The 21,657-nt window shown below is 70.7% G+C and carries 17 protein-coding genes and 1 pseudogene; 13 read left to right on the plus strand and 5 right to left on the minus strand.

All coding sequences use genetic code 11. The annotated features are described in order from the left end of the window. Window positions 1-16: 16 nt before the first annotated feature. Together NR798_RS20085 and NR798_RS20090 are read right to left on the minus strand one after the other, a co-directional pair. Entirely contained in the window at window positions 17-235 is a 219-nt protein-coding gene (locus NR798_RS20085) for a TIGR04563 family protein (RefSeq protein ID WP_047857171.1), read from the minus strand. A gap of 5 nt (window positions 236-240) precedes the next feature. Next, a complete protein-coding gene (locus tag NR798_RS20090; protein ID WP_002628981.1) occupies window positions 241-453 on the minus strand; it encodes a TIGR04563 family protein in 213 nt (70 codons plus the stop codon). Window positions 454-907: 454 nt separating this feature from the next. On the opposite strand from NR798_RS20090, the pseudogene tilS (NR798_RS20095) reads away from it, so the two are divergent. The 3 genes and pseudogenes from tilS (NR798_RS20095) to ftsH form a co-directional block, all read left to right on the plus strand. Beyond that, window positions 908-1,513 (plus strand): annotated as a pseudogene (tilS, locus tag NR798_RS20095) (tRNA lysidine(34) synthetase TilS); the annotation flags it as partial. A 12-nt stretch (window positions 1,514-1,525) separates the two neighbouring features. After that, window positions 1,526-2,278: a tRNA lysidine(34) synthetase TilS gene (tilS, locus tag NR798_RS20100; RefSeq protein ID WP_375773794.1), complete on the plus strand. Its 753-nt coding sequence runs from the start codon at window positions 1,526-1,528 to the stop codon at window positions 2,276-2,278. Between the two features lie 180 nt (window positions 2,279-2,458). Next, window positions 2,459-4,378 carry an ATP-dependent zinc metalloprotease FtsH gene (gene ftsH, locus NR798_RS20105; protein WP_375773104.1) on the plus strand — a complete coding sequence of 640 codons (1,920 nt, stop codon included), beginning with the start codon at window positions 2,459-2,461 and terminating at the stop codon, window positions 4,376-4,378. 81 nt (window positions 4,379-4,459) lie between these two features. On the opposite strand, the gene NR798_RS20110 is transcribed toward ftsH, so the two are convergent. Beyond that, window positions 4,460-5,818, minus strand: coding sequence for a hypothetical protein (locus tag NR798_RS20110; RefSeq protein WP_375773105.1), 1,359 nt, complete (start codon window positions 5,816-5,818; stop codon window positions 4,460-4,462). Between the two features lie 226 nt (window positions 5,819-6,044). Between NR798_RS20110 and NR798_RS20115 the strand changes: the two genes are divergently transcribed. The 7 genes from NR798_RS20115 (at window position 6,045) to tsaE (ending at window position 15,008) form a co-directional block, all read left to right on the plus strand. Further along, window positions 6,045-8,870, plus strand: a complete 2,826-nt coding sequence (locus NR798_RS20115) for an ATP-binding protein (protein ID WP_375773106.1) — start codon at window positions 6,045-6,047, stop codon at window positions 8,868-8,870. Window positions 8,871-8,973: 103 nt separating this feature from the next. Further along, window positions 8,974-10,224 carry a dihydropteroate synthase gene (gene folP, locus NR798_RS20120; protein WP_375773107.1) on the plus strand — a complete coding sequence of 417 codons (1,251 nt, stop codon included), beginning with the start codon at window positions 8,974-8,976 and terminating at the stop codon, window positions 10,222-10,224. A 192-nt stretch (window positions 10,225-10,416) separates the two neighbouring features. Beyond that, entirely contained in the window at window positions 10,417-11,811 is a 1,395-nt protein-coding gene (glmM, locus tag NR798_RS20125; RefSeq protein WP_375773108.1) for a phosphoglucosamine mutase, read from the plus strand. A gap of 66 nt (window positions 11,812-11,877) precedes the next feature. Beyond that, a complete protein-coding gene (locus tag NR798_RS20130) occupies window positions 11,878-12,603 on the plus strand; it encodes a pyridoxine 5'-phosphate synthase (protein ID WP_375773109.1) in 726 nt (241 codons plus the stop codon). A gap of 6 nt (window positions 12,604-12,609) precedes the next feature. Next, a complete protein-coding gene (acpS, locus tag NR798_RS20135; protein WP_375773110.1) occupies window positions 12,610-12,987 on the plus strand; it encodes a holo-ACP synthase in 378 nt (125 codons plus the stop codon). 3 nt (window positions 12,988-12,990) lie between these two features. Continuing rightward, a complete protein-coding gene (locus tag NR798_RS20140) occupies window positions 12,991-14,523 on the plus strand; it encodes an NAD(P)H-hydrate dehydratase (protein WP_375773111.1) in 1,533 nt (510 codons plus the stop codon). Then, window positions 14,520-15,008, plus strand: coding sequence for a tRNA (adenosine(37)-N6)-threonylcarbamoyltransferase complex ATPase subunit type 1 TsaE (gene tsaE / locus NR798_RS20145; RefSeq protein ID WP_375773112.1), 489 nt, complete (start codon window positions 14,520-14,522; stop codon window positions 15,006-15,008). The genes NR798_RS20140 and tsaE overlap by 4 nt, the downstream gene beginning before the upstream one ends. A 30-nt stretch (window positions 15,009-15,038) precedes the next feature. On the opposite strand, the gene NR798_RS20150 is transcribed toward tsaE, so the two are convergent. Then, the gene (locus NR798_RS20150) at window positions 15,039-16,244 is read right to left on the minus strand and encodes a hypothetical protein (protein WP_375773113.1); all 1,206 of its coding nucleotides are present in this window, start codon (window positions 16,242-16,244) and stop codon (window positions 15,039-15,041) included. A gap of 118 nt (window positions 16,245-16,362) precedes the next feature. Here NR798_RS20150 and NR798_RS20155 point away from each other — a divergent pair, with 118 nt between their 5' ends. After that, window positions 16,363-16,788 (plus strand): hypothetical protein, encoded by a 426-nt coding sequence (locus tag NR798_RS20155; protein ID WP_375773114.1) that lies wholly within the window; start codon window positions 16,363-16,365, stop codon window positions 16,786-16,788. A 10-nt stretch (window positions 16,789-16,798) separates the two neighbouring features. Here the strand turns inward: NR798_RS20155 and NR798_RS20160 are convergent, their stop codons facing one another. Next, window positions 16,799-17,965 carry a hypothetical protein gene (locus NR798_RS20160; protein WP_375773115.1) on the minus strand — a complete coding sequence of 389 codons (1,167 nt, stop codon included), beginning with the start codon at window positions 17,963-17,965 and terminating at the stop codon, window positions 16,799-16,801. Window positions 17,966-18,131: 166 nt separating this feature from the next. On the opposite strand from NR798_RS20160, the gene NR798_RS20165 reads away from it, so the two are divergent. Further along, entirely contained in the window at window positions 18,132-19,358 is a 1,227-nt protein-coding gene (locus tag NR798_RS20165; RefSeq protein ID WP_375773116.1) for a sensor histidine kinase, read from the plus strand. After that, a complete protein-coding gene (locus tag NR798_RS20170; RefSeq protein WP_375773117.1) occupies window positions 19,355-21,655 on the plus strand; it encodes an ATP-binding protein in 2,301 nt (766 codons plus the stop codon). The genes NR798_RS20165 and NR798_RS20170 overlap by 4 nt, the downstream gene beginning before the upstream one ends. The last annotated feature ends 2 nt before the right edge of the window (window positions 21,656-21,657 follow it).

A 21,657-nucleotide genomic window follows, 5' to 3' on the forward strand; every position in this document is an offset into this window, starting at 1 on the left:
GCGCGGGCCACGTCCATCAGGACTGCGGGGTGTCCGAACCGTTGGGCTGGTTCGGGGTAGGGCCGAAGACGTCGTTGGGCGACGGCATCTTGCGCAGCTCGGCGCGGGCCACCTTCCACGCCTGCTGGACGATCCACGAGAGTGAGCGATCCTGCCGCGTCGCTTCACGCTGGATTTCGTCCAGCATGTCCTCGGGGAAGTAGAGACTCTGCTTACGATGGTCGGTGGCGGCCATGAAGCTCAGGACCTCCCTTCTTCACGGGGGTCCTGCCGCTCGTCACCCGTCACGTCGTTCACCGCGGGGAACGACTTGATACGGTCTCGAGCGATCTTCCAGGCCTGCTGCACCACCCACGAGAGCGAGCGATCCTGGCGGTTTGCTTCTTCCTGGATCTCCTTGAGCATCTCCTCGGGGAAGTAGAGGGACTGCTTACGCTTGTCGGTGCCTGCCATCCTGGCTCTCCGCAACGGATACGAGGTGACGACCTGAACACACCGGAGCCGTTATCCGACAGACGCCCTGACGGGTCAACGGTTTCGGAGTGCTCCCGTACCGTATGCAGCCGTACAGGCATCGTCAGGGGAAAAAAGCCCGCAAAAGGGAACGCCCCGGATCCTTCCAGTCAAGGAAGAACCCGGGGCGCTCCGGAAAGAAGGACCGCCAGGACTGATCCCGGCGGCCCCGTGGGCCCAGAGGGGGAGGGGGGGGACCCCTAGGCCCAACTCCGTCAAAAATTCACGTTGAGAACATCTTGTGTCGCGCGACCCATTCCCGCTCCCCTACTTTTCCCCGACCCGCCCGTCCCTCGCGACCTTCGTGACGATCATAAGAATCGTCTTCAGCCGCTTCAACCGGCTGCATCCGGTGTAACGGGTCTCGCTCGATTCTGATTCCTTCCCCTGTTCAATGCCCTCCACTGCAGACGCCAGCGTCCTGTTTTCGACGGCCTTGAGGGAGTCCTACCGGCAGTTGGGGCTGGTGGGCGGCTCCGTCCTGCTGGCCGTGTCCGGGGGCGCGGACTCCACCGCGCTGCTCGTGGGCACCGCCCGTGTGCGTGAGTCTCTCGCACTGGGGGTGGAAGTGGCCACGCTCGACCATGGCCTGCGGCCCGAGGCCCGGGAGGAGGTGGAGGCGGTCGTCCGGCTGGCTGCCCGATGGGAGCTGCCCTGTCATGTCATCCCGTTGCGGTTGTCACCCGGTTCCGGGCTGGAGGCGCGGGCCCGCGAGGCGCGCTACGCGGCACTGGAGTCGCTGCGGCGGGAGCGCGGCCTCCAGGTGGTGGCCACGGCGCACACGGCCTCGGACCAGGCGGAAACCCTCCTCATGAGGCTGGTCCGGGGCACGGCCCTGCGAGGCGCGGCGGGCATCCACCGGGCCCGCCCCTTCCTCGTCCGCCCGCTCCTCGAGCGCACGCGCGAGGAGGTGGAGGCCTTCCTGGCTCAGGAGGGGGTCTCCTTCGTGATGGATCCGATGAACCGGGACCCAGCCTTTCTAAGGACCCGCATCCGCCATGAGGTGCTGCCAGTGCTGGTGCGCGCCGCGGGCTTCCCGGTGGTGCCCCGGCTGGCCGCCTTCGCCCGGCTGGCCGCCGAGGACGAGGCCCTGCTGGGCAGGCTGGCGGACGGCGCCTGGGGCCGGCTCGCGCTGCCGGACGGGAGCCTGGACGCGGTGGGGGTGCGCGCCCTGGAGCCGCCCCTGCGCCGCCGGGTGCTGGCTCGCCTGCTGGCCGAGGCGGGTGCCGAGGTGGACGAGGCCTCCCTGGCCCGGGCGCAGCGGGCCGTGGAGACAGGCCGCGCCGTGACCCTGAGAGGAGGGCAGACGAGCGGGGGCCTTCAATTGAGGACCGCGGGCGGGCGCGTGCGCTGCGTGCGCCGCGAGGCCCCGGCCGAGCGGCCCCTGGCGCTGGTGCTGGCGGGGGAGGGGGCCTCGGGAGTCCAACCGGGCACGGGCTGGACCTTCCGCGTGACGGCGGCGCCTCCTCCAGCGGGCACGCTCGGCCTGCCCCTTTCAGAGGAGACGCGGTGGCCGCTCACGGTGCGCACGCGCGCGCCGGGGGACCGGGTGAGGGGGCCCGCGGGCTCGCGCAAGCTGCAGGATGTGCTGGTGGACCGGCGCATTCCCGCCGAGCGCCGCGATGCGTTGCCGGTGGTGATGGACGCCGAGCAGACAGTTCTCTGGGTGCCGGGCGTTTGGAATTCCACGTCCGAGGCCGCTGTACGCCTCTTTCTGTGGGCCTCACCACCGGTCACGAGCGTGCCCGGTCCCCCTCCGTTATAGAGTGGACCACTGCGGGGGAGGTGGGGGATGGAACCCCCAAAATAGTTGAGGCGTTTTTGCTGTTGCTGATACCGTCAGATAAACGGGCAACACGCCCGGTGTCGTGACAAACGGTCGAAACTGCTGGGCATTTTTCGGCCGTGCCCTCATACCGCCGAGCTCCGAAAGGGCAGCTGACACGTGCGTTCGACTTATAAGACCATCGGCCTTTGGGTCATCCTGATCGTCCTCTTCGTCGCCTTCTACAACTTCTTCTCCACTGGTGGCGACCAGGTGCAGGAACCGACCTTCACCCAGTTCCTGGCCAAGGTGGAGGCCAACAAGGTTCGCGCCGTCTCCGTCAAGGGGAACACCTACCAGGGAGTGTTCGCCGACACCGAGGAGAAGTTCCGGACCACCGGCCCCGAGCCGGATGCCGTCGTGCTGGAGCAGCTGCGCAAGAACGGCGTGGACGTGAAGTACGAGCGGGAGGAGCAGAACAGCCTCTGGCTCACCATCCTGGGCCAGTGGATGCCCGTCGTCTTCCTGTTCCTCTTCTTCATCTTCTTCATGCGCCAGCTGCAGGGTGGCAGCGGCAAGGCGATGACCTTCGGCAAGTCCAAGGCGCGGCTCCTCAACGAGAGCCACAACAAGATCACGTTCGCGGACGTGGCCGGCGCCGACGAGTGCAAGGAGGAGCTGGAGGAGATCGTCGCGTTCCTCAAGGATCCCAAGAAGTTCACCAAGCTGGGTGGCCGCATCCCCAAGGGCGTCCTGATGATGGGCCCTCCGGGTACCGGCAAGACGCTGCTGGCCCGCGCGGTGGCCGGTGAGGCCGGCGTTCCCTTCTTCTCCATCTCCGGCTCGGACTTCGTGGAGATGTTCGTGGGCGTGGGCGCCAGCCGCGTTCGCGATCTGTTCGAGCAGGGCAAGAAGAACGCCCCCTGCATCATCTTCATCGACGAGATCGACGCGGTGGGCCGTCACCGTGGCGCGGGCCTCGGCGGTGGTCACGACGAGCGCGAGCAGACCCTCAACCAGCTCCTGGTGGAGATGGATGGCTTCGAGTCCAACGAGGGCGTCATCCTCATCGCCGCCACCAACCGTCCGGACGTGCTCGACCCCGCGCTCCAGCGCCCGGGCCGCTTCGACCGGCGCATCGTGGTGCCCCGTCCCGACCTGAAGGGCCGCCTGGGCGTGCTGAAGGTGCACACCCGCCGCGTGCCGCTGGCTCCCGAGGTGGAGCTCGAGGTCATCGCCCGCGGTACGCCGGGCATGACGGGCGCGGACCTGGAGAACCTGGTCAACGAGTCGGCCCTGATGGCCGCCCGCCAGAACAAGGAGCGGGTGGACCTCAGCGACTTCGAGCAGGCCAAGGACAAGGTCTTCATGGGCCCGGAGCGCAAGTCCATGATCATGACCGAGAAGGAGAAGCGCAACACGGCCGTCCACGAGGCCGGCCACGCGCTGATCGCCAAGCTGCTGCCCGGCTGCGATCCCCTCCACAAGGTCACCATCATCCCGCGCGGCCAGGCCCTGGGTCTCACCTGGAGCCTGCCCCTCGAGGACAAGGTCAACGGGTACAAGAAGCAGATCCTCGACCAGATCACCATGGCCATGGGCGGCCGCATCGCCGAGGAGCTCATCTACAACGAGATGAGCTCGGGTGCCTCCAACGACATCGAGCGTGCCACCGAGACGGCGCGCGCCATGGTGTGCCGCTGGGGCATGAGCGAGAAGATGGGCCCGCTGTCCTTCGGCAAGAGCGACGGTGAGGTGTTCCTGGGCCGCGACTTCAACTCGGCCAAGGACTACTCCGAGGACACCGCGCGGCAGATCGACGCCGAGGTGCGCAGCATCGTCATGGGCTGCTACGAGGCCGGCAAGCGGCTGCTCACCGAGCACCTCGAGGGCCTCAAGCGCGTCGCCGATGCGCTGGTGGAGTACGAGACGCTGGATGCCGAGGACGTCAACATCCTCCTGCAGGGCGGGCAGCTGACCCGCGAGCGTCCGCCTCCTCGCGTCGTGGCGCCGCCCACGAAGTCCACCGAGAAGAAGGACAAGCGGAAGATCCTCGACGCGCTCGAGGGGCTCCCCGGCATGGAGCCGAACAAGGCGTAGCCTGAGCTTCACTTCCGTGTAGAACCCGGGCCCTCTCCACTCTCGTGGGGAGGGCCCTTCGTTTTCGTGGGAGCAGCAGGCTCAGTTCGCCCGCCTCCCCAGCAGGATGGGCGCCGGCACGTGCACGCCGCTGACGCCACCTCCGATCTCCCCGAGCTCCTCGTGACCGGGCCGCGGGAGAGGGGCGTGCCGCATGCGCCCGGCCTCCCTCTCCTCCACCGCGGGGAGTGACAGGAGCGTGTTCTCCGGGCTCACCTTGAAGAGCGCCGGGAACGAGAGGCGCTGCACGACAGGGGGGGACGCGCCGAGTCCCATCGCCGGCACCGGCAGGACCGAGACCTCCCCCTCGCGGAGGACGTGATCGAGCCGGACATCGACCTGGACCGCTCCCCCCATCCCGGCGAGCGCGAAGGCATCCAGGAAGCCGTGGAGCAGCACGCGCGCCAGGGCGTGCGGGTCGGCTTCCACGGTGACGGGCTCCCGCTCGCGCAGGATCAGCTCCACCCCCTGCGTCACGGCCTCGGCCCGCAGCAGCTCCGAGAGCTCCTCCACCAGGGCCGTGAGCGCCACGGGGCGGGGCGCCCCGGTGACCGAGGAGGCCAGGGCGCGCCACAGGCGGATGTTCCGGCGCACGCGCAGGATGGCCTCGTCCGCCAGCCGCAGCTGGTGGAGCACTTCCTCCACGGGGCTCCACGCCGCCCGGCGTCCCGCCTCCCTCACCCCGGCCTGGGCAATGCGGCGGGCCTGCGCCACATCCCGGCGCAGGGCGTCGCGTGCACGCGAATCCTCCGGAGCCGAGAGCACCTTCTGCATGTCCTGCTCCATCCGTCCCAGGAGGAGCTCCGCCTCGATGCCATGGGCGGCACAGACGAGGATCTCTCGCAGGCGGCGGGACGCACCGGGCGCTCGCACCGACGTGCTGAGGACGCCAGCCACCCGCCCGTCCAGACCCAGCAGGGGGATGCCCTGGCAGGTGAAGGAGTGGAACCCGCCAATGAAGTGCTCCGGCCCGACGAGCTCCACATAGCTCCCCATGGCGAGCGGCGTCCCCAACCCGTTGGAGCCGCACACCTCCTCCGAGAGGAGCGCCCCGGGTCCGGGCACGCGCTCGCGCCCGTGCACGCTTTCCTCGTCTCCCACCACGTCCAGCACCACCGCCTGGGCGTCGGAGATCATCACCGCGTGGCGCTCGGCCCCCGCCGCACTGGAGAGCGCCTGGAGGAAGGGCTGCGCGGCGCTCAGCAGCGCCTGCTCGCGCGCCAGCATCCGCTCGGTCTCCAGGGTGGACAGCCGCTCCGCCTTCATCGCGTGCGGGTTGGCGCCCAGCTCATGGGCCCGCTCCCAGGCATACCGGACGGGCTCCCGGAGGAGGCTCGTCACGATGGCCCCCGTGGAGACGTAGCGGCTCCACGCCTGCCTGGCGGTGTCGGTCGTGACCATGTCGTCTCCCCCGTTCGTGAAGGTTTGGTACTGGAATGTCGCGGAGCAAGGCACGTCCGGCGTACCCCGGAGGGCAGGCGCGCGAGCTTCGGCCTGTTTCCAACTCCGCCCTCGGGCTTCCCCTGGGGGGCCTCCGTGCGGAAGTGCACTTCTGATGCGGACGGGTGGCCCATCACCGGAGCAGGTGCCCCCTCCCAGTGCTCTCCGCTGGGGGGTGGCCTTCCTCATGCCAGTCGCCGCCCGAGTGCTCTCCCACCTCCTGCATCCCCAGGTCGCGCTCTCCATCCTCCTGTTGGAGTTCACCGCCGTGATGCTCGTCTCGGCGCTCGGCGGTCTTGGGCCCGGGCTCCTCGCCCTCACCCTCGCCACGCTCCTCGTCACCCTCGTGGTGCCCTCGGAGGCGCTCTTCTACGAGGGCACGGTGGCAGGGGCCCAATCCCTGGGACTCTTCTTTGCCCTCGCGCTGGGCCTCCTCCTCCTTCAATCGCACGTCCACGCCGCCGCGCGCGGGCAGGACTCGGCGCGGCTGGCGAGGGCGCACGAGCGGGAGCGGGCGGAGAGGGCGCGGAGGCAGGAGCTGCACCATGCGGTGCTCGCCCGGCTGCATCAGGCGGTCCTCGCGACGCGTGACACTCGGGCCCTGCTGGAGGAGATGGCGCGCCTGGTGGCCGAGGCGCTCGAGGTGGACCTCGTGGAGCTCCTCGAACCATCCCCGGAAGACGGGCATGCGCTCCGGCGGCGGGTGGGCCTCGGCTGGCGGGAGGACTTGGGCGGGCGGCCGGCCACCCTTTCCGCCCAAGGCACCTACGCGGGGTACACCCTCCTGTGCGGCGAGCCCGTCGTCATGGAGGATCTCGCCACCGAGACCCGCTTCCAGATCCCCGCCCCCGTGCTGGCCGAAGGGGCGATCAGCGGGGCCTGCGTGCCCATCCTGCTCGCGGCGCGCCCCCAGGGGGTCCTCGGAGTCCATACCCGCACCCGGCGCCGCTTCCTCCCGGACGAGCTCCGCTTCCTCGTGGCCGCGGCCGCGGCACTCGCCATGGCGCTCCAGCGGCAGCGTTGGGAGGAGGAGCGCCTTCACCTGGAGGAGCGCCTTCGCTGCTTCACCCATGCCGCCGCCGAATATGCCTTCTGCATGCTCGACCCCGAGGGGCGCTTCGCGGACTGGGAAAGGGGCGCCGAGCGGCTCTTCGGCTGGAGCACCCAGGAGATGGTGGGTCAGGAGCTCGGGCGCCTCTACCCTCCCGAGGTAGCCGCCCGGGGCAGAGCGCAGCGGGCCCTGCGCAGTGCCGCATCCGAGGGGGACCACCAGGAAGCCGGCTACCGTGTCCGCAAGGACGGCTCCCGCTTCTGGGCTGACACGGCGCTCACGGCCCTTCACCTCGAGGGGGGCGTGCTCCGGGGGTATGCCCTCGTGGTCCATGATCTGACCGCGCTCCGGCAGGCCCAGGAGGCCCAGGGCCGGCTCGCCGAGCAGCTGGAGGAGGAGTCGCGGTTGGCCGCGGTCCTGACGCAACTGCCGGCGGGGGTGCTCATCGCCGAGGTCCCCACCGGCCGCGCCGTCCTCTGGAACCGGCAGGCGGAGGAGATCTGGCGCCAGCGCTTCCTGCCGTATGCCTCGTTCGAGGAGTATGGCCACATGCGGGGCGTCCACCCCGATGGCCGGCCCTACCTGCTGGACGACTGGCCCGTGGTCCGGGCCGTGCGCAAGGGCGAGACCGTGACGGACGAGGAGCTCACCATCGTGCGCGGAGACGGGACGCGTGGCACCCTCGTGGCGAGCGCGGCTCCGGTGCGGGACTCGACGGGGCGTGCCCTCTGGGGTGTCCTGACCTTCTTCGACGTCACGGCGCGCAAGCAGGCCGAGCGGGCACAGGCCTTCCTGGCCGAGGCAGGCCGCGTGCTCAGCGAGTCGCTCGACGTCGAGGAGACCCTGCGCCGCATCCAGCGGCTGGCCATCCCCTCCATCGCGGACGGTTGCGGCATCCTGCTCCAGTGGGCGGATGGGAGCCACTCGTGGCTCGCCCCGGAGCAGGCGGACGCCCTGCGGTCGCAGCTGACGCGGGAGCTCCTCCAGAGCCGGGTGGACGACGTGCTGCGCACCCAGAAGTCCGACCTCGTCAGCGAGGTGTCCGAGGCGGAGCTCCGCGCCCCGGCGCACCTCGTTTCCTACATGATCGTTCCCATGGTGGCTCGCGGCAGGACGCTGGGGGCCATCCTCCTCCTCTCCACCCGGGCGGAGCGCCGCTTCTCGCCCGCCGACCTCCGCATCGCCGAGGAGCTCGCGATCCGGGCGGCGCTCGCCATCGACAACGCCCGCCTGTTCGAGCAGGCCCAGCGGGCCATTCGCGCCCGCGACGAGGTGCTGGGCGTCGTGGCGCACGATCTGCGCAACCCGCTCAACAGCATCGGCCTGTATACCCAGATGCTGAAGCGCCAGGCCGCGGCGGGGACCGCGCCCAACCCGGCGACGGTGCAGAGCATCGCCAGCTCCGTGCAGCGCATGGACCGGCTCATCCACGATCTGCTGGACGTGGTTCGCCTGGATGGAGGAACGCTCTCCGTCGAGCCGGGCCCCCATCCGGGCCAGGCCCTGTTGGAGGAGGCCTACGAGGCGATGCGCCCCCTGGCCAGAGAGGTGCGCCTGTCGCTCGAGGCGGACAGCGCGCTACCGGTGGTGCGGGCAGATCGGCAGCGGGTCCTCCAGGTCTTCTCCAACTTGGTGGGCAACGCCCTGAAGTTCACCCCGCCAGGGGGGGAGATCCGCCTGGGCGCCCGCGTGGAGGGGGAGGACGTCTGCTTCTTCGTGCGCGACACCGGTCCGGGCATCCCCCGCGAGGCGCTCGCGCACCTCTTCGACCGCTTCTGGCAGGCCGACCAGCGGGATCGCCGGGGCGCGGGCCTCGGGCTGTCCATCGTCAAGGGCCTCGTCGAGGCGCATGGAGGCCGCATCTGGGTGGAGAGCGAATTGGGGCGAGGCAGCACCTTCTTCTTCACGCTGCCCATCGCTCATGGCGCGCCTGGGCACGAGCTGAAGCAACGGCACCACTGAGCGCCATCCCGGCCCCCTCTCGTCCCTTCTTCTTTACCCTGCCCATCGCACGTGTGTCCGGTAGTGTGTCCGCCGATTTCGCGTCCTCCAGAGCCGACCCGCCATGATTCGCGCCCGCCCCGTCCGCGCCGACCGCCCCGCCGACCTCGAGCCCGCCTTCCTGCGCATGGGGTTGCCCACGCCCGCCCGCGAGTACCTGCTGGAGAAGCTGCCCGCGCTGCACGTGCTGCTCACCGGTCTGGAACGCGAGCAGGGCCGCTTCCTCGCCGGTCTCTTCTCCGCCTCCGAGGCTCCCGGGCGCGAGGAGTACCCCTCGTGGGTGGCAGGGGACTTGCGCGTGCGGCCCGGCACCGGGCTGCTCTCCGGACGCAAGGAGCAGTTCGAGCGCGTGGTGGCCGAGGCGAAGGCGCGGCCGGAGCTGGCCGGGCTGGCCGGAGCCCTGGCGCGCGTGCTGGAGGCCTCGGCGCCGCCGGCCCCGCTGGTGCTGGGTGCTCGCACCTTCACCTTCGGGGCGCGCACCCATGTCATGGGCGTGGTGAACGTGACGCCGGACAGCTTCTCGGACGGGGGGCGCTACTTCGGCACCGAGGCCGCCGTGGCCCACGGGCTGCGGCTGGCCGAGGCGGGCGCGGACGTGCTGGACGTGGGCGGGGAGTCCACCCGGCCGGGCTCGCCGCCCGTGTCCGCCGAGGAGGAGGCGGCGCGCATCGTCCCCGTCCTCGAGGGGCTGCGGGCCCGCACGGATGTGCCCCTCTCCGTGGACACCACCAAGGCGGCCGTGGCCCGCGAGGCGCTGAAGGCCGGCGCGGTGCTCGTCAACGACATCAGCGGCTTCCACTTCGATGCTGAGCTGCCCCGGGTGACGGCCGAGGCCGGGGCGGCCTGTTGCCTGATGCACATCCAGGGCACGCCCCAGACGATGCAGAAGGATCCGCACTACGAGGACGTGGTGGACGAGGTGCTGTCCTTCCTGGAAGAGGGCGTGGAGCGGGCGGTGGCGGCCGGCGTGCCGCGTGGACGTGTGCTGGTGGACCCGGGCATCGGCTTCGGCAAGACACTCGGGCACAACCTCTTCCTGCTGCGGCGGCTGGACGAGCTGCGCGTGCTGGGGCTGCCGCTGCTGGTGGGCACCAGCCGCAAGTCCTTCCTCGGGAAGCTGGCGGGGGGCAAGCCAGCGGACGAGCGCCTGGCCGCGACGCTCGGCTCGGTGGCGGCCATGGCCGCGGTGGGCAACGCGGACTTCGTGCGCGTGCACGACGTGGCCGAGGTGAAGGACGCCCTCGCGGTGGCGGACGCCCTGCGTGCGGCCGTCGACGGGGGAGCGCTCTACCAGCCGGGAAAGGTGCGCGATTGAGGGAGATTCACCCTGAGGGAGGATGTAAGAAGCGGCCCGACCCACCATGGGGTGGGGCGGCCTGATTGGCCGCAAGCTTGTCCAGGGGGCTTCTACTCCCTAGCTTCGGGCGCTGTGGAGGGCACGGTATAAGCCCTCGGCGTCGGCGGTCCGGCTCATGGCCGGCCCATGGGAAAGGTGGAGCGGCACACTATGGCCTACAGGATGAACATGCCCCCGAAGGACGAGCGGGCCTCGCAGCGGCTTTTCGGCACGGACGGTGTCCGGGGCGTTGCCAACGTCTACCCGATGACCGCGGAAGTCGCGATGCAGCTGGGCCGTGCGCTCGCCCATCTCATCCGCAACGGGCCCCACCGGCACCGCGTCATCATCGGCAAGGACACGCGGCTGTCCGGCTACATGCTGGAGCAGGCGCTCGCCGCCGGCCTCACCTCCATGGGCGTGGATGTGGACCTGGTGGGTCCGCTGCCCACCCCGGGCATCGCCAACCTGACCACCTCCATGCGTGCGGACGCGGGCGCCGTCATCTCGGCCTCCCACAACCCGTACCAGGACAACGGCATCAAGTTCTTCTGGCGCGACGGCTTCAAGCTGCCGGACGAGACGGAGGCGAAGATCGAAGAGCTGGTGGCCAGTGGCGCCATCGACTCCATCCGCCCCACCGCGACCAAGATTGGCCGGGCCTTCCGCCTGGAGGACGCGCGCGGCCGCTACATCGTCTTCCTCAAGACGTGCTTCCCCCGCGAGCTGACGCTGGAGGGGATGACCATCGTCGTCGACTGCGCCAACGGCGCCGCCTACAAGACGGCCCCCGCGGTGCTCGAGGAGCTGGGCGCCAAGGTGATTGCCCTGGGCGTGCAGCCGGACGGCAAGAACATCAACCACAAGTGTGGCGCGCTCCACCCGGAGAACCTGTCGCGCGCGGTGGTGAAGCACGGGGCCCACCTGGGCATCGCCCTGGACGGTGACGCCGACCGCCTCATCGTCGTGGACGAGAAGGGCAACGTGGTGGATGGCGACGCCATCATGGCCATCTGCACCGGCGAGCTCGTCACCCGCAAGGAACTCAAGAAGAAGACGCTCGTCTCCACGGTGATGAGCAACATCGGCCTGGAGCGGGCGGTGGCGCGCTGGGGCGTGAAGGTGGTCCGCACCAAGGTGGGTGACCGCTACGTCGTCGAGGAGATGCGCAAGAACGGCTACAACATCGGTGGCGAGCAGAGCGGCCACCTCATCTTCTCGGACCACACCACCACGGGCGATGGCACCCTGGCCGCGCTCCAGCTCCTGGCCGTCATGTGCCGCCAGCAGAAGCCGGTGAGTGAGCTGGCCTCCATCTTCCAGCCGGTGCCCCAGACGCTCGTCAACGTGGTGGTCAAGCAGAAGCGCGAGCTGGGCGAGCTGCCCACCGTGATGAAGGCCATCCAGGACGTGGAGAAGAAGCTGGGCAAGGACGGCCGGGTGCTGGTGCGCTTCTCCGGCACCGAGCCCAAGGCCCGCGTCCTCATCGAGGGCATCGACGCCGCGCGCAACGAGCAGTACGCCCGGGAGATCGCCGAGGCGCTCTCCAAGGCGCTGAACGGTTGACTTCCGGTCTCGGGCCGCCAATAGAAGGGCGCGCGCGGTGATTCGCGCGCGCGAGGAGCGGCCGAGATGGGACAGCGACTGGGTGTGAATGTGGACCACGTGGCCACGCTGCGTCAGGCGCGGCGGACCACGTATCCGGATCCGGTGACGGCGGCGGCCATGGCCGAGTTGGCCGGCGCCGGGCAGATCACCATCCACCTGCGCGAGGACCGGCGCCATATCCAGGAGAGGGATCTGCGCATCCTCCGGGAGACGGTCCAGACGCTGCTCAACCTGGAGATGGCCGCCACCCAGGAGATGGTGAAGATCGCCTACGAGCACAAGCCGGACGTGGTGACGCTGGTGCCCGAGCGGCGCGAGGAGCTCACCACCGAGGGCGGGCTCGACGTGGCCGGGCAGCGCGAGCACATCGCCAAGATCATCAAGAACCTCAAGGACGGGGAGATCACCGTCTCGCTGTTCATCGATCCGGACCTGGACCAGGTGCGCGCGTCGCACAAGGTGAACGCAGACCGGATTGAATTGCACACCGGGCGCTACTGCGAGGCGCGCAACGAGCGCGAGCGGGCCCGGGAGCTGAGCCGCATCGTCGACGCGGCGAAGGCGGCGGCGCGGCTGGGCATGAGCGTGGCCGCGGGTCACGGGCTCAACTACGACAACGTGCTGCCCATCGCGCGCATCCAGGAGATCGACGAGCTGAACATCGGGCACTCCATCGTCGCGAGGGCCGTGCTGGTGGGCTTCGAGCGGGCGGTGCGGGAGATGTTCGAGCTGATGCGCAACCCGGGGTAGGGCGCCATGGCAATCCTCGGACTGGGGATGGACATCTGCGCGGTGGCACGCATCCAGCGGATCCTCGATGGACCGCGCGCCGACCGTTTCCTCGAGCGCGTGTACACGCAGGCCGAGCGCGCCCTGTGCGGAGCGCGGGCGGACGCCGCGAGTGCCTACGCGGCCCGCTTCGCCGCCAAGGAGGCCCTGGTGAAGGCGCTGGGCGCGCCACCGGGCCTCACCTGGCAGGACATGGAGGTGGTGCGCGAGGGCGGTCCGCCTCGCTTCCGCCTCTCGGGGGTGGCGCTCGCGGAGATGGAGAAGCGGGGCGCGGAGGCCTTCCTCGCGCTCACCCATGACGCTGGAGTCGCCGCCGCGACGGTGATTCTGCAGGAGAGGAGCTGAGCCATGCGCCGTGTCCTCACCGCCGCCCGGATGCGCGCGGCCGACCAGGCCGCCGAGTCCCGTTTCGGCATGCCCTCGCCCCTGCTGATGGAGAACGCCGGCCGGTGGCTGGCGGACGCGGCACGAGAGCTGGGCAGCCCGGGCTCGCGGTACGTGGTGGTGTGCGGGCCCGGCAACAACGGCGGGGATGGGCTGGTGGCGGCGCGCTTCCTCCACATCTCCGGGCTGCCCGTGACGCTGGTGCTGGTGGGAGACCGGGCGAAGCTGACGCCCGAGTCCCAGCGCAACCTGCACGCGCTCGAGCCCTACGGGATTCACAAGCCCCAGCCGCCCGGCACGGTGGAGGCGAGGGCAGGGGACGTGGTGGTGGACGCGCTCTTCGGCACGGGGCTCACCCGGGCGCCGGCGGGGGAGTTCGCCGAGGCCATCCAGCACATGCTGCGCTGGCGCGCGGCCGGGGCGAAGGTGGTGGCCGCGGACCTCCCCTCGGGGCTGCACACGGACACCGGCGAACCCTTCTCCCCCTGCGTGGAGGCGGACATCACCGTCACCTTCGGCTTCCTAAAGCAGGGCCAGGTGCTGGAGCCCGGCGCCACCCTGTGCGGCGACCTGCGGTGCGTGGACATCGGCATTCCCTCCGAGGCCGTCACGCCCCAGGCCGGCCGGGAGCTGTACGTCGTCGAGGAGTCCGACGCGCGAGGGGCCATTGCTCCGCGCCGCTCGGACACGCACAAGGGGAGCTACGGGCACGTGCTGGTGGTGGCCGGCAGCCACGGCAAGTCCGGCGCGGCGGCCATGTCCGCCCTGGGCGCGCTGCGCGGCGGCGCGGGGCTCGTCACCGTGGCCACCCGCTCCGAGGTGGTGGAGTCCGTGCTCGGCCACGCGCCCGAGGTGATGGGCTGGCCGCTGGAGAACCGGGGGCCGCTCGGCCTGAAGGACCTGGAGCCGCTGCTGGAGGCGGCGGAGAAGAAGGACGTGCTCGTCATCGGCCCGGGCATTCCTCGCGGCGACGAGACGATGAAGCTGCTGGGTGAGCTGCTCTCGCGCGTGGACGTGCCCGCCGTGCTGGACGCGGATGCGCTCAATGCCGTCGCCACGGACCTGGAGGTGCTCCGCCGGGCGAAGGGGCCGCTGGTGCTCACCCCGCACCCGGGCGAGATGTCGCGCCTCACCGGCGTGCCCACGAAGGACCTGCAGAAGGCTCGCGTGGAGGTGGCTCGGGACTTCGCCTCCACGCACGAGGTGACGCTGGTCCTCAAGGGCGCGCGGACGCTCATCGCGCACCCGGACGGCACCGTGTACGTCAACCCCACGGGCAACCCGGGCATGGCCACCGGAGGCATGGGCGACGTGCTGAGCGGCGTGCTGGGCGCCCTGCTGGCCCAGGGTCTGAAGCTCCCCGAGGCCGCCTGGACGGCCGTGTACGCGCACGGGCTGTCCGCGGACCTGATGGTGGCCCGGCGCGGCCAATTGGGGCTGATCGCCACGGACGTGGCCAAGGGCCTGTGCAACGTGTGGACGAGGTGGAACCGATGAGCACGCCCACGCTGAGCCGCACGCTGCTGTCGGGCTCGCCCGAGGAGACCCACCGCCTGGGCGCGAGGCTCGGGCAGCTGCTCCAGCCGGGGGACTTCGTGGGGCTGGTGGGCGACCTGGGTGCGGGCAAGACGCACCTGGTGCGCGGCGTGGCCGAGGGCGCGGGCGTCTCACGCTCGGAGGTGGCCAGTCCCACCTTCGCCATCGTCTACCCGTACCGGGGCCGGCTGCCGCTCTACCACGCGGACCTCTACCGGCTGGCCGACTACGACGAGCTGTACGCCACGGGCTTCCTGGACCTGGTGGACGGCGGGGACGGCGCGGTGCTGGTCGAATGGCTGGACAGGATTCCCCAGGCCGCGCCCCGCGAGTACCTGCGCCTCACCCTCCGGGACGCGGGCGAGGAGTCGCGCGAGCTGGTGGCCGAGGCCTGGGGCGCGCGGCCCGCGGAGCTGCTGAAGGCCTGGCTGCCGGCCGCGCGCTGAGCGGAACCGGGGGGCCCGCGCTCACTCTCGTCAGCGCCTGGTCACTTCCACAAGCGCCCGCGCGAAATCCTCGGTCGACTTCCGGGTCAGCCGCTCGGCACGCTCGCGCGAGAGATCCCGGTCCGCGGTGGCGGTCTGGGTGAAGGTATACGAGTACTGCGCGGCCGGGGCCTGCGTCGTGGCGGTTGCCGGTGTGCTCCACGGATCGAACTGCGGCTCGCTGGCGCAGAGCACCTGGTGCTCGGCCGGGTACACCGCGGCCGGCACCGTGCGGTCCGGCGCGGTCATCAGGTAGTCGATCCCCATCAGCGACAGTCCCGCGCCCAGGCCGACCCCGCCAGCGAGCATCAGGTCACCCGGGGTCGAGGAGGGCTCCTCTTCCTCCTCGGCCACCGACAGGAGCGCTCCGACACCAAGGCCCACCCCGCCTCCCACCGCCAGGATCTTCCCGATGGTTCCGATCATGCCTTCCTCCCCCGTGGGCGGAGGGGGGCGCACACCGTCGGCGCGGTAGTACAGCTTCGACTGGTTCTCCTCGTTGCGCTCCACCAGCTCGACGACCGTGTTCTGGTAGAGCCACAAGGCACGGCCAGTGGCCACCTCGACCGCCTTGAGGTTGATGGTGGAGAGATACTCGTGCTCTCCGCTCCGGGGCAGGCTCGAGAGTTGCCTGGCGCACCGCTCGGCGACATCTGGCATCACCGGAACCGGCATGGACCGCCCCGGTCCTTCCTCCCGGCTGAAACGCAGGTTCGACACCTGCCTCGCGCCCGGATCGCGGCTCTCCTGCGAGAGCTGGTTCACCTCGAACAGGATGTTGACGCCCAGGGCCCGGGCTCGCTCCTGGCTTCCGGCCATGCCCGAGGATTTCAACGTCTGCCACGACACCACCGGGTAGCCGGCCTTGGCCACCTCGGCTTCCAGCGAGGCCAGCAGGGCCCCACAGCGCATCAGGATGGAGGTGCTGTTCTGGGTAGCTCCGCTCGGTGAGACCGACTCGGTGGAGCACGAGTCCGGAGGCAGGAAGGCAACCTTTTGCCCGGGCCTCAACTGATGGGCCGCGTCCTGGGCCAGTATGTCGGACTGCCGGGGCAGTGCTCCTCCCGCGGTGGTCCGCACCCGCTCGAACGATACGGCGTAATAGATGGGCGGGGCGGGGGGATAGACCACCGGGGCGTGGCTGCAGCCCGATGCAATCAGCATCGCGGTGAACGAAAGCAGGAGTTGATGGCGCATGGCGATGTTCACCTTCGCACGGACCTGACGGTCAACTGAATGATCTTTGTGGTGGTGGGCAGGGCCGTGACGCCGCCCGCTGTCCAGCGAGGTCCGCTCCGGGTCTATCCTTCGCCCCATGAACCTCTCTCTCTGCGCGAAGTGGTTCCTGCTCGTTCCGCTGGTCGGCGTGGTGCTGGCAGGGTGTGGCGCCATCGAGCCGCCCCCGCCGTCCTATCCCCATGCCACCGTCTCCTTCGACGTGACGGTCCCCCCGGACACGCCGCCCGACGTGGTCGTCACGGTGGTGGGCTCGGATCCATCGCTCGGGAGCGATACGGCGCCGGGGTTCCGCCTGCGCCGCGACGGGGCGCACTACCTGGGCACGGTGCGCCTGCCGGTGGGCACCGAGGTCTCGTACGCGCTCTGGGTGGACGAGGCCTGGCGCCCCGAACTCTCCGCGGAGGGCTCACCGGTACCTCGCCACTCCTTCCGGGTGGACGGCGACATGACGGTGACCGCCTCCGTGGAGCGCTGGGGCGAGCCGGGTCAGGGCCCTCAGTGACGTTCGCCGCTCAGTAGACGGAGAGCCCCACCGACCACGAGCTGATGAAGTTGCGGGTGTCCGCGGTGGCGGTGGGCAGCCAGTCCTGGGTCCAGCGGAAGGTGAGCCCCAGGCGCGTGGCCAGCTCGAGCTCCGCGATCGCGCCGAAAGAGACATACGGCCGCGCGCCACCCGTGTTGGGCAGGGCCCCGCCCGCCGAGGCGGACCACGACTGCCCTCCGCCGACGAAGGGGCCCAGGTGCAGGCGCCACAAGGCGAGGGGGAACCACTGGGCCTCCATGCCCAGGCGCACGTTGTAGAAGCTGCCGCCGACGAAATCTCCGGTCTGCAGGCGCGTGTCGGCGAGCAGGCCGAACTGCTTCACGGGGTAGTAGCCGAGCGCGAAGCGGAACCCGAGGCTCCGTGGGTTGTAATCACCGGGCAGCGCGAGCCGGTCCTCGCCCGCGCCGAACTGGTACGAGAAGCCCGCGCGATTGAGCGGCGCGGCCCCACGCAGCCACATGCCCGCGCCCTCACGGCCCGACAGCGTGGCCCGCTCGACATCCCTCAAATGCTCGGGGGTGAGCTCGTCGAGCCGGACGATGCTCTGGCCCCCGTAGCGGTGCCAGAGGTGCACCGGGTGCTGCGGATGCACGGCGACCGAGCCCTCGTAGCGAGCGCCCTCGGTGGCGGCGAGCGCGAGGCCGACCGCGACACCCACGATGACGACCACCACGATGGCCTCGCCCACGTTGCCGATGTTTCCGGAGCCGGAGCCGGAGCCGGAGGACGAGCCGCTCCCGGTCGAGCCGCCGCCGGACACGCTTCCGGAGACGGGCGACGCATCATGGACCGAGGGCCGCGTGTAGACGGGCGGGTCGTAATAGGGCGTGCCGAAGTCGACGTAGAAGTCGGGGACCCAGTAGCCGTGCAAGCCCATCGAGTAACCCGGGGGCGGCGGCCCATCCTGGGGGGGATACCAGGGCGCGGCCGGCTCCGGCTCCGAGTCCGTCGAGAACTGCTGCACCGCATACACGTTCTGGCCGCGCGTCTGCGGAGGCTCGCGCACGAGCCGCTCCAGCTCCGAGCGCTGAACCTCGTAGTAGTGACCGAGGCACCCGCTCGTCAGCACCGCGATGAGGGTGGTGAGTGCCTGCAGCCGCAGGTGTGCCGGAATCGGGCGACGTCTCGTGCTCATGCGACTCTCCTGCCGGGGGTGCTCCGGGTGATGCCAGGGCCAGCATAGGACGGACGGGCTCGCGCTTCATTCACCACGACAGGTGCATCCCGGTCCGCCACGGGCGGCCCGCCACTTTCCGGGGGCACTTCGCGGTGGGCGGCGGCCTCGTGATAAAAATCCACGCATGAGCCAGGAGCCTGACGCCGCGTCCCCCCGTTCTCCGGCCGCTCGGCGAGCCCATCCGTGGCGGGTGCTCATCGTCGATGACGACGAGGCCAGCCGCAAGACGGCGGCGGCCCTGCTGTCACCCGCGGGCTACGAGGTGGTCTTCGCCAGCAGCGGCCACGAGGCCCTGGCCGCCGTGCGCGAGGCCAGTCCCGACCTGGTGCTGCTGGACGTGATGATGCCGGGCCTGGATGGGCTCGAGGTCTGCCGCCGGCTGCGCGAGCTCTCGCGGGAGGACTACTTCCCCATCATCCTCCTCACGGCGCTGGATGGGAGGCGCGAGGTCGTCCTCGGGCTCGAGTCCGGCGCCGACGACTTCCTCTCCAAGCCGGTGCATGGGGCGGAGCTGCGTGCCCGCGTGGCCAACCTCCTCAAGGTGCGCGCCTACCACCAGTTGCTCACCACGCAGCGCGACAGCGCCCTGGCCACCGTGGACGAGCTGCGCCAGCAGATCCTCCGGGCCGACCGCCTGGCGACGCTCGGCACCTTCGCCGCTGGCGTCAGCCACGAGCTGAACAACATCGCCCAGGTCCTCCAGGTCGCCGTCTCCGAGCTGCCCTCGGAGCCCGCGGGCCCGGAGGCGGCGGACGGCCCGGGCACACGCGAGATGCTCGCCGTGGCGACCCAGCACGTCACCGAGCTGGCCCGCGGCATCCTGCGCATGGCCCGCCCCCAGGCGGAAGGCACGCTCCAGGCCGATCTGGGGCGCACGCTCGGCGAGGTGCGCGACATGCTGCGCATCACCGGCCGCGCCCGGCACGTACGCCTGTCGCTCGAGCTGCCCGAGTCCCCCTGTGTCATCCACGCCAGCCCGGTGCATGCGCAGCAGGTGTTCCTCAACCTCCTCGCCAACGCCGCGGATGCCCTGTCCGGCACGGCCCAGCCGGAGATCCAGGCCGGTGTCCGCCACGCTCCCGGCGGGCGCATCGAGGCCTGGGTCCAGGACAATGGCCCCGGCATGAGCGAGGAGGTGCTCGCCCGCGTCTTCGAGCCCTTCTTCACCACCAAGCCCGCCGGTCAGGGCACGGGGCTGGGGCTGCCCGTCGTCAAACAGCTCGTCGAGTCGTGGGGCGGACAGCTCCACCTCCACAGCCGGCCCGGGCACGGCACCCGCGTCGTGGTGGACGCTCCGGCGGCCCCCTCCCTCGCCACCTCCTCCTCTTCCATCCCGAGCCCCACTCCGTGAGCCCTCCCATCACCCCCCCGTCACCGGCCCTGATGCTCGTCACCGATGGGGCCGGGCGCGTCCTGTCCCGTTGCGGCAAGGAAGAGCGGCTCATGGCCCTGGAGGGACGCACGCTGGCGGAGCTCTTCGGAGACGAACCGTCACGCCAGCTGCTGGCCGGACGGCCCGAGTCCCTCCGTCTCACGCGGGGCGAGCCCACCGTGTGGCACCTGTGGAGCCAGCCGCTCGTGGGTGGGGGCACGCTCGTCTGCGTGAGCCCGCCGGAGGCGCCGTCCAACGACGTGCCGGCCGCCCGGGATCGCCGCATCAGCCGCGAGTTGCCTGGCCTGAACGAGGCGCTCCTCGGTCAGCAGCGTGCCTTCATGCTGGCCATCCTCGACGCGGATCCCAGCCTCGTCTACGTGAAGGATCGCCAGGGCCGCTTCGTCTTCGTCAACAAGGCGCTGGCGGCCGCGTACGGCACCTCGCCGGACGCGCTCGTGCACCACCGCCCCGACGAGGTGCACTCCAACGAGGAGGAGACCGAGGCCTTCGACGAGATCGACCGGCGCGTCTTCACCACCGGGTCCGAGTTACGGCTGCTGGAGCAGTTCACCAAGAAGGACGGCACCGTCGGCTGGTACGACACGCTCAAGCGGCCTCTCCCGGCTCCCAATGGGGAGTTGTTCGTGCTCGGCATCTCGGTGGACATCACCGAGCGGGTGCGCATGGAGCAGCTCCTGCACGACACCAACCAGCGCCTGGAGCTGGCGGTGAAGGCGGGCAACCTCGGCCTGTGGGACTGGAACATCGGCGAGAGCCGCGTCTACCTCTCGCCCGTCTGGAAGGCGCAGCTCGGCTACGAGGACCACGAGCTGCCCAACACCTTCGCCTCCTGGAAGGACGGCATGCACCCGGAGGACGTGGGCAACGCGCTCCAGCTGGTGCAGGACTACGTGAAGGATGCGTCGCGCGGCGAGCGGTTCGTGCACGAGTTCCGCATGCGCACCAAGGAGGGCGCCTGGCGGTGGATCGCCGGCTACGGCGTGGTGGTGCGGAACGCGCAGGGCGTGGGGGTCCGCGTCACCGGCTGCCACCTGGACATCACCGAGCGCAGGCAGCGTGAGCAGGAGGAGGAGTTGCGGCGGGCCAATGCCCGGCTGGAGCAGTTGGCACGGATGAAGGACGAGTTCCTCGCCAACATGAGCCACGAGCTGCGCACCCCGCTCAACGCGGTGCTGGGCCAGGCCGAGGCCATGGCCGAGGGCATCTTCGGGCCGGTGACGGAGCCCCAGCGGGGCGCGCTCCAGACGATCGACGAGAGCGGCCGCCACCTGCTGTCCCTCATCAACGACGTGCTCGACATCGCCAAGAGCAACGCGGGGCACCTGGAGCTGGAGCTCGAGCAGGTGCCCGTGGAGGAGGTGTGCCAGGAGAGCCTGCGGCTGGTGCGCGAGCAGGCGCGGCGCAAGAAGATCTCCGTGGCGTACTCCAGCGATGGCGAGGTGCCCGCCCTGCACGCGGACCGGCGGCGGTTGAGGCAGATCCTCCTCAACCTGCTGAGCAACGCGATGAAGTTCACCCGGGAGGGAGGGCGCATCGGGCTGGAGGTGGCGTCCCGGGAGGGGGGAGAGGCGGTGGCCTTCACCGTCTGGGACACGGGGGAGGGCATCGCCCGGGAGGACGTGCAGCGCATCTTCGAGCCCTTCGTGCAGCTCGACGCGGGGCTGGCGCGCCAGAACGAGGGCTCGGGCCTGGGGCTGGCCCTGGTGCGCCGCTTCGTGGATCTGCACCACGGGATGCTGGAGGTGGACAGTGAGGTGGGACGCGGCAGCCGCTTCACGGTGGTCTTGCCCGTGGGAGCGCCCGACTCCGAGGTACCGGCGGCGCACGGCGACAGCCCGGGCGCCGAGCCCACCCCTCCGGTGGCGCCGACGGACTCCATCTCCCGGCGCACCGTGGTGATCGCCGACGACAGCGAGGCCAACACCCGGCACCTGCACGACTACCTGGTGGCCCACGGCTACGCCGTGCGCATCGCCCGGGACGGCCTGGAGGCGGTGCGGCTGTGCCGCGAGGTGCGGCCCGCCCTGGTGTTGATGGACATCCAGATGCCCCGGCTCGACGGCCTGGAGGCCATCCGCTGCCTGCGGGCGGACCGCGTCACCGCCCCCATTCCCATCATCGCGCTCACCGCGCTGGCCATGCCGGGAGACCGCGAGCGGTGTCTGGAGGCCGGGGCCAACGAGTACCTCAGCAAGCCGGTGCGGCTGCGGCAGGTGCTGGAGGTGATGCGGCGCTTCGAGGCCCGGGCCTGACG

This window comes from Archangium gephyra, from assembly GCF_042230915.1.
GTDB classification, from domain to species: Bacteria; Myxococcota; Myxococcia; order Myxococcales; family Myxococcaceae; genus Archangium; species Archangium gephyra_B.

Bases quoted from the DNA above. Each gene is read 5' to 3' on its own strand.
- NR798_RS20085 (WP_047857171.1), bottom strand. From the start codon at position 235: ATGGCCGCCACCGACCATCGTAAGCAGAGTCTCTACTTCCCCGAGGAC.
- NR798_RS20090 (WP_002628981.1), bottom strand. From the start codon at position 453: ATGGCAGGCACCGACAAGCGTAAGCAGTCCCTCTACTTCCCCGAGGAG.
- NR798_RS20110 (WP_375773105.1), bottom strand. From the start codon at position 5,818: ATGGTCACGACCGACACCGCCAGGCAGGCGTGGAGCCGCTACGTCTCC.
- NR798_RS20115 (WP_375773106.1), top strand. From the start codon at position 6,045: ATGCCAGTCGCCGCCCGAGTGCTCTCCCACCTCCTGCATCCCCAGGTC.
- folP (WP_375773107.1), top strand. From the start codon at position 8,974: ATGATTCGCGCCCGCCCCGTCCGCGCCGACCGCCCCGCCGACCTCGAG.
- glmM (WP_375773108.1), top strand. From the start codon at position 10,417: ATGGCCTACAGGATGAACATGCCCCCGAAGGACGAGCGGGCCTCGCAG.
- NR798_RS20130 (WP_375773109.1), top strand. From the start codon at position 11,878: ATGGGACAGCGACTGGGTGTGAATGTGGACCACGTGGCCACGCTGCGT.
- acpS (WP_375773110.1), top strand. From the start codon at position 12,610: ATGGCAATCCTCGGACTGGGGATGGACATCTGCGCGGTGGCACGCATC.
- NR798_RS20140 (WP_375773111.1), top strand. From the start codon at position 12,991: ATGCGCCGTGTCCTCACCGCCGCCCGGATGCGCGCGGCCGACCAGGCC.
- tsaE (WP_375773112.1), top strand. From the start codon at position 14,520: ATGAGCACGCCCACGCTGAGCCGCACGCTGCTGTCGGGCTCGCCCGAG.
- NR798_RS20150 (WP_375773113.1), bottom strand. From the start codon at position 16,244: ATGCGCCATCAACTCCTGCTTTCGTTCACCGCGATGCTGATTGCATCG.
- NR798_RS20155 (WP_375773114.1), top strand. From the start codon at position 16,363: ATGAACCTCTCTCTCTGCGCGAAGTGGTTCCTGCTCGTTCCGCTGGTC.
- NR798_RS20160 (WP_375773115.1), bottom strand. From the start codon at position 17,965: ATGAGCACGAGACGTCGCCCGATTCCGGCACACCTGCGGCTGCAGGCA.
- NR798_RS20165 (WP_375773116.1), top strand. From the start codon at position 18,132: ATGAGCCAGGAGCCTGACGCCGCGTCCCCCCGTTCTCCGGCCGCTCGG.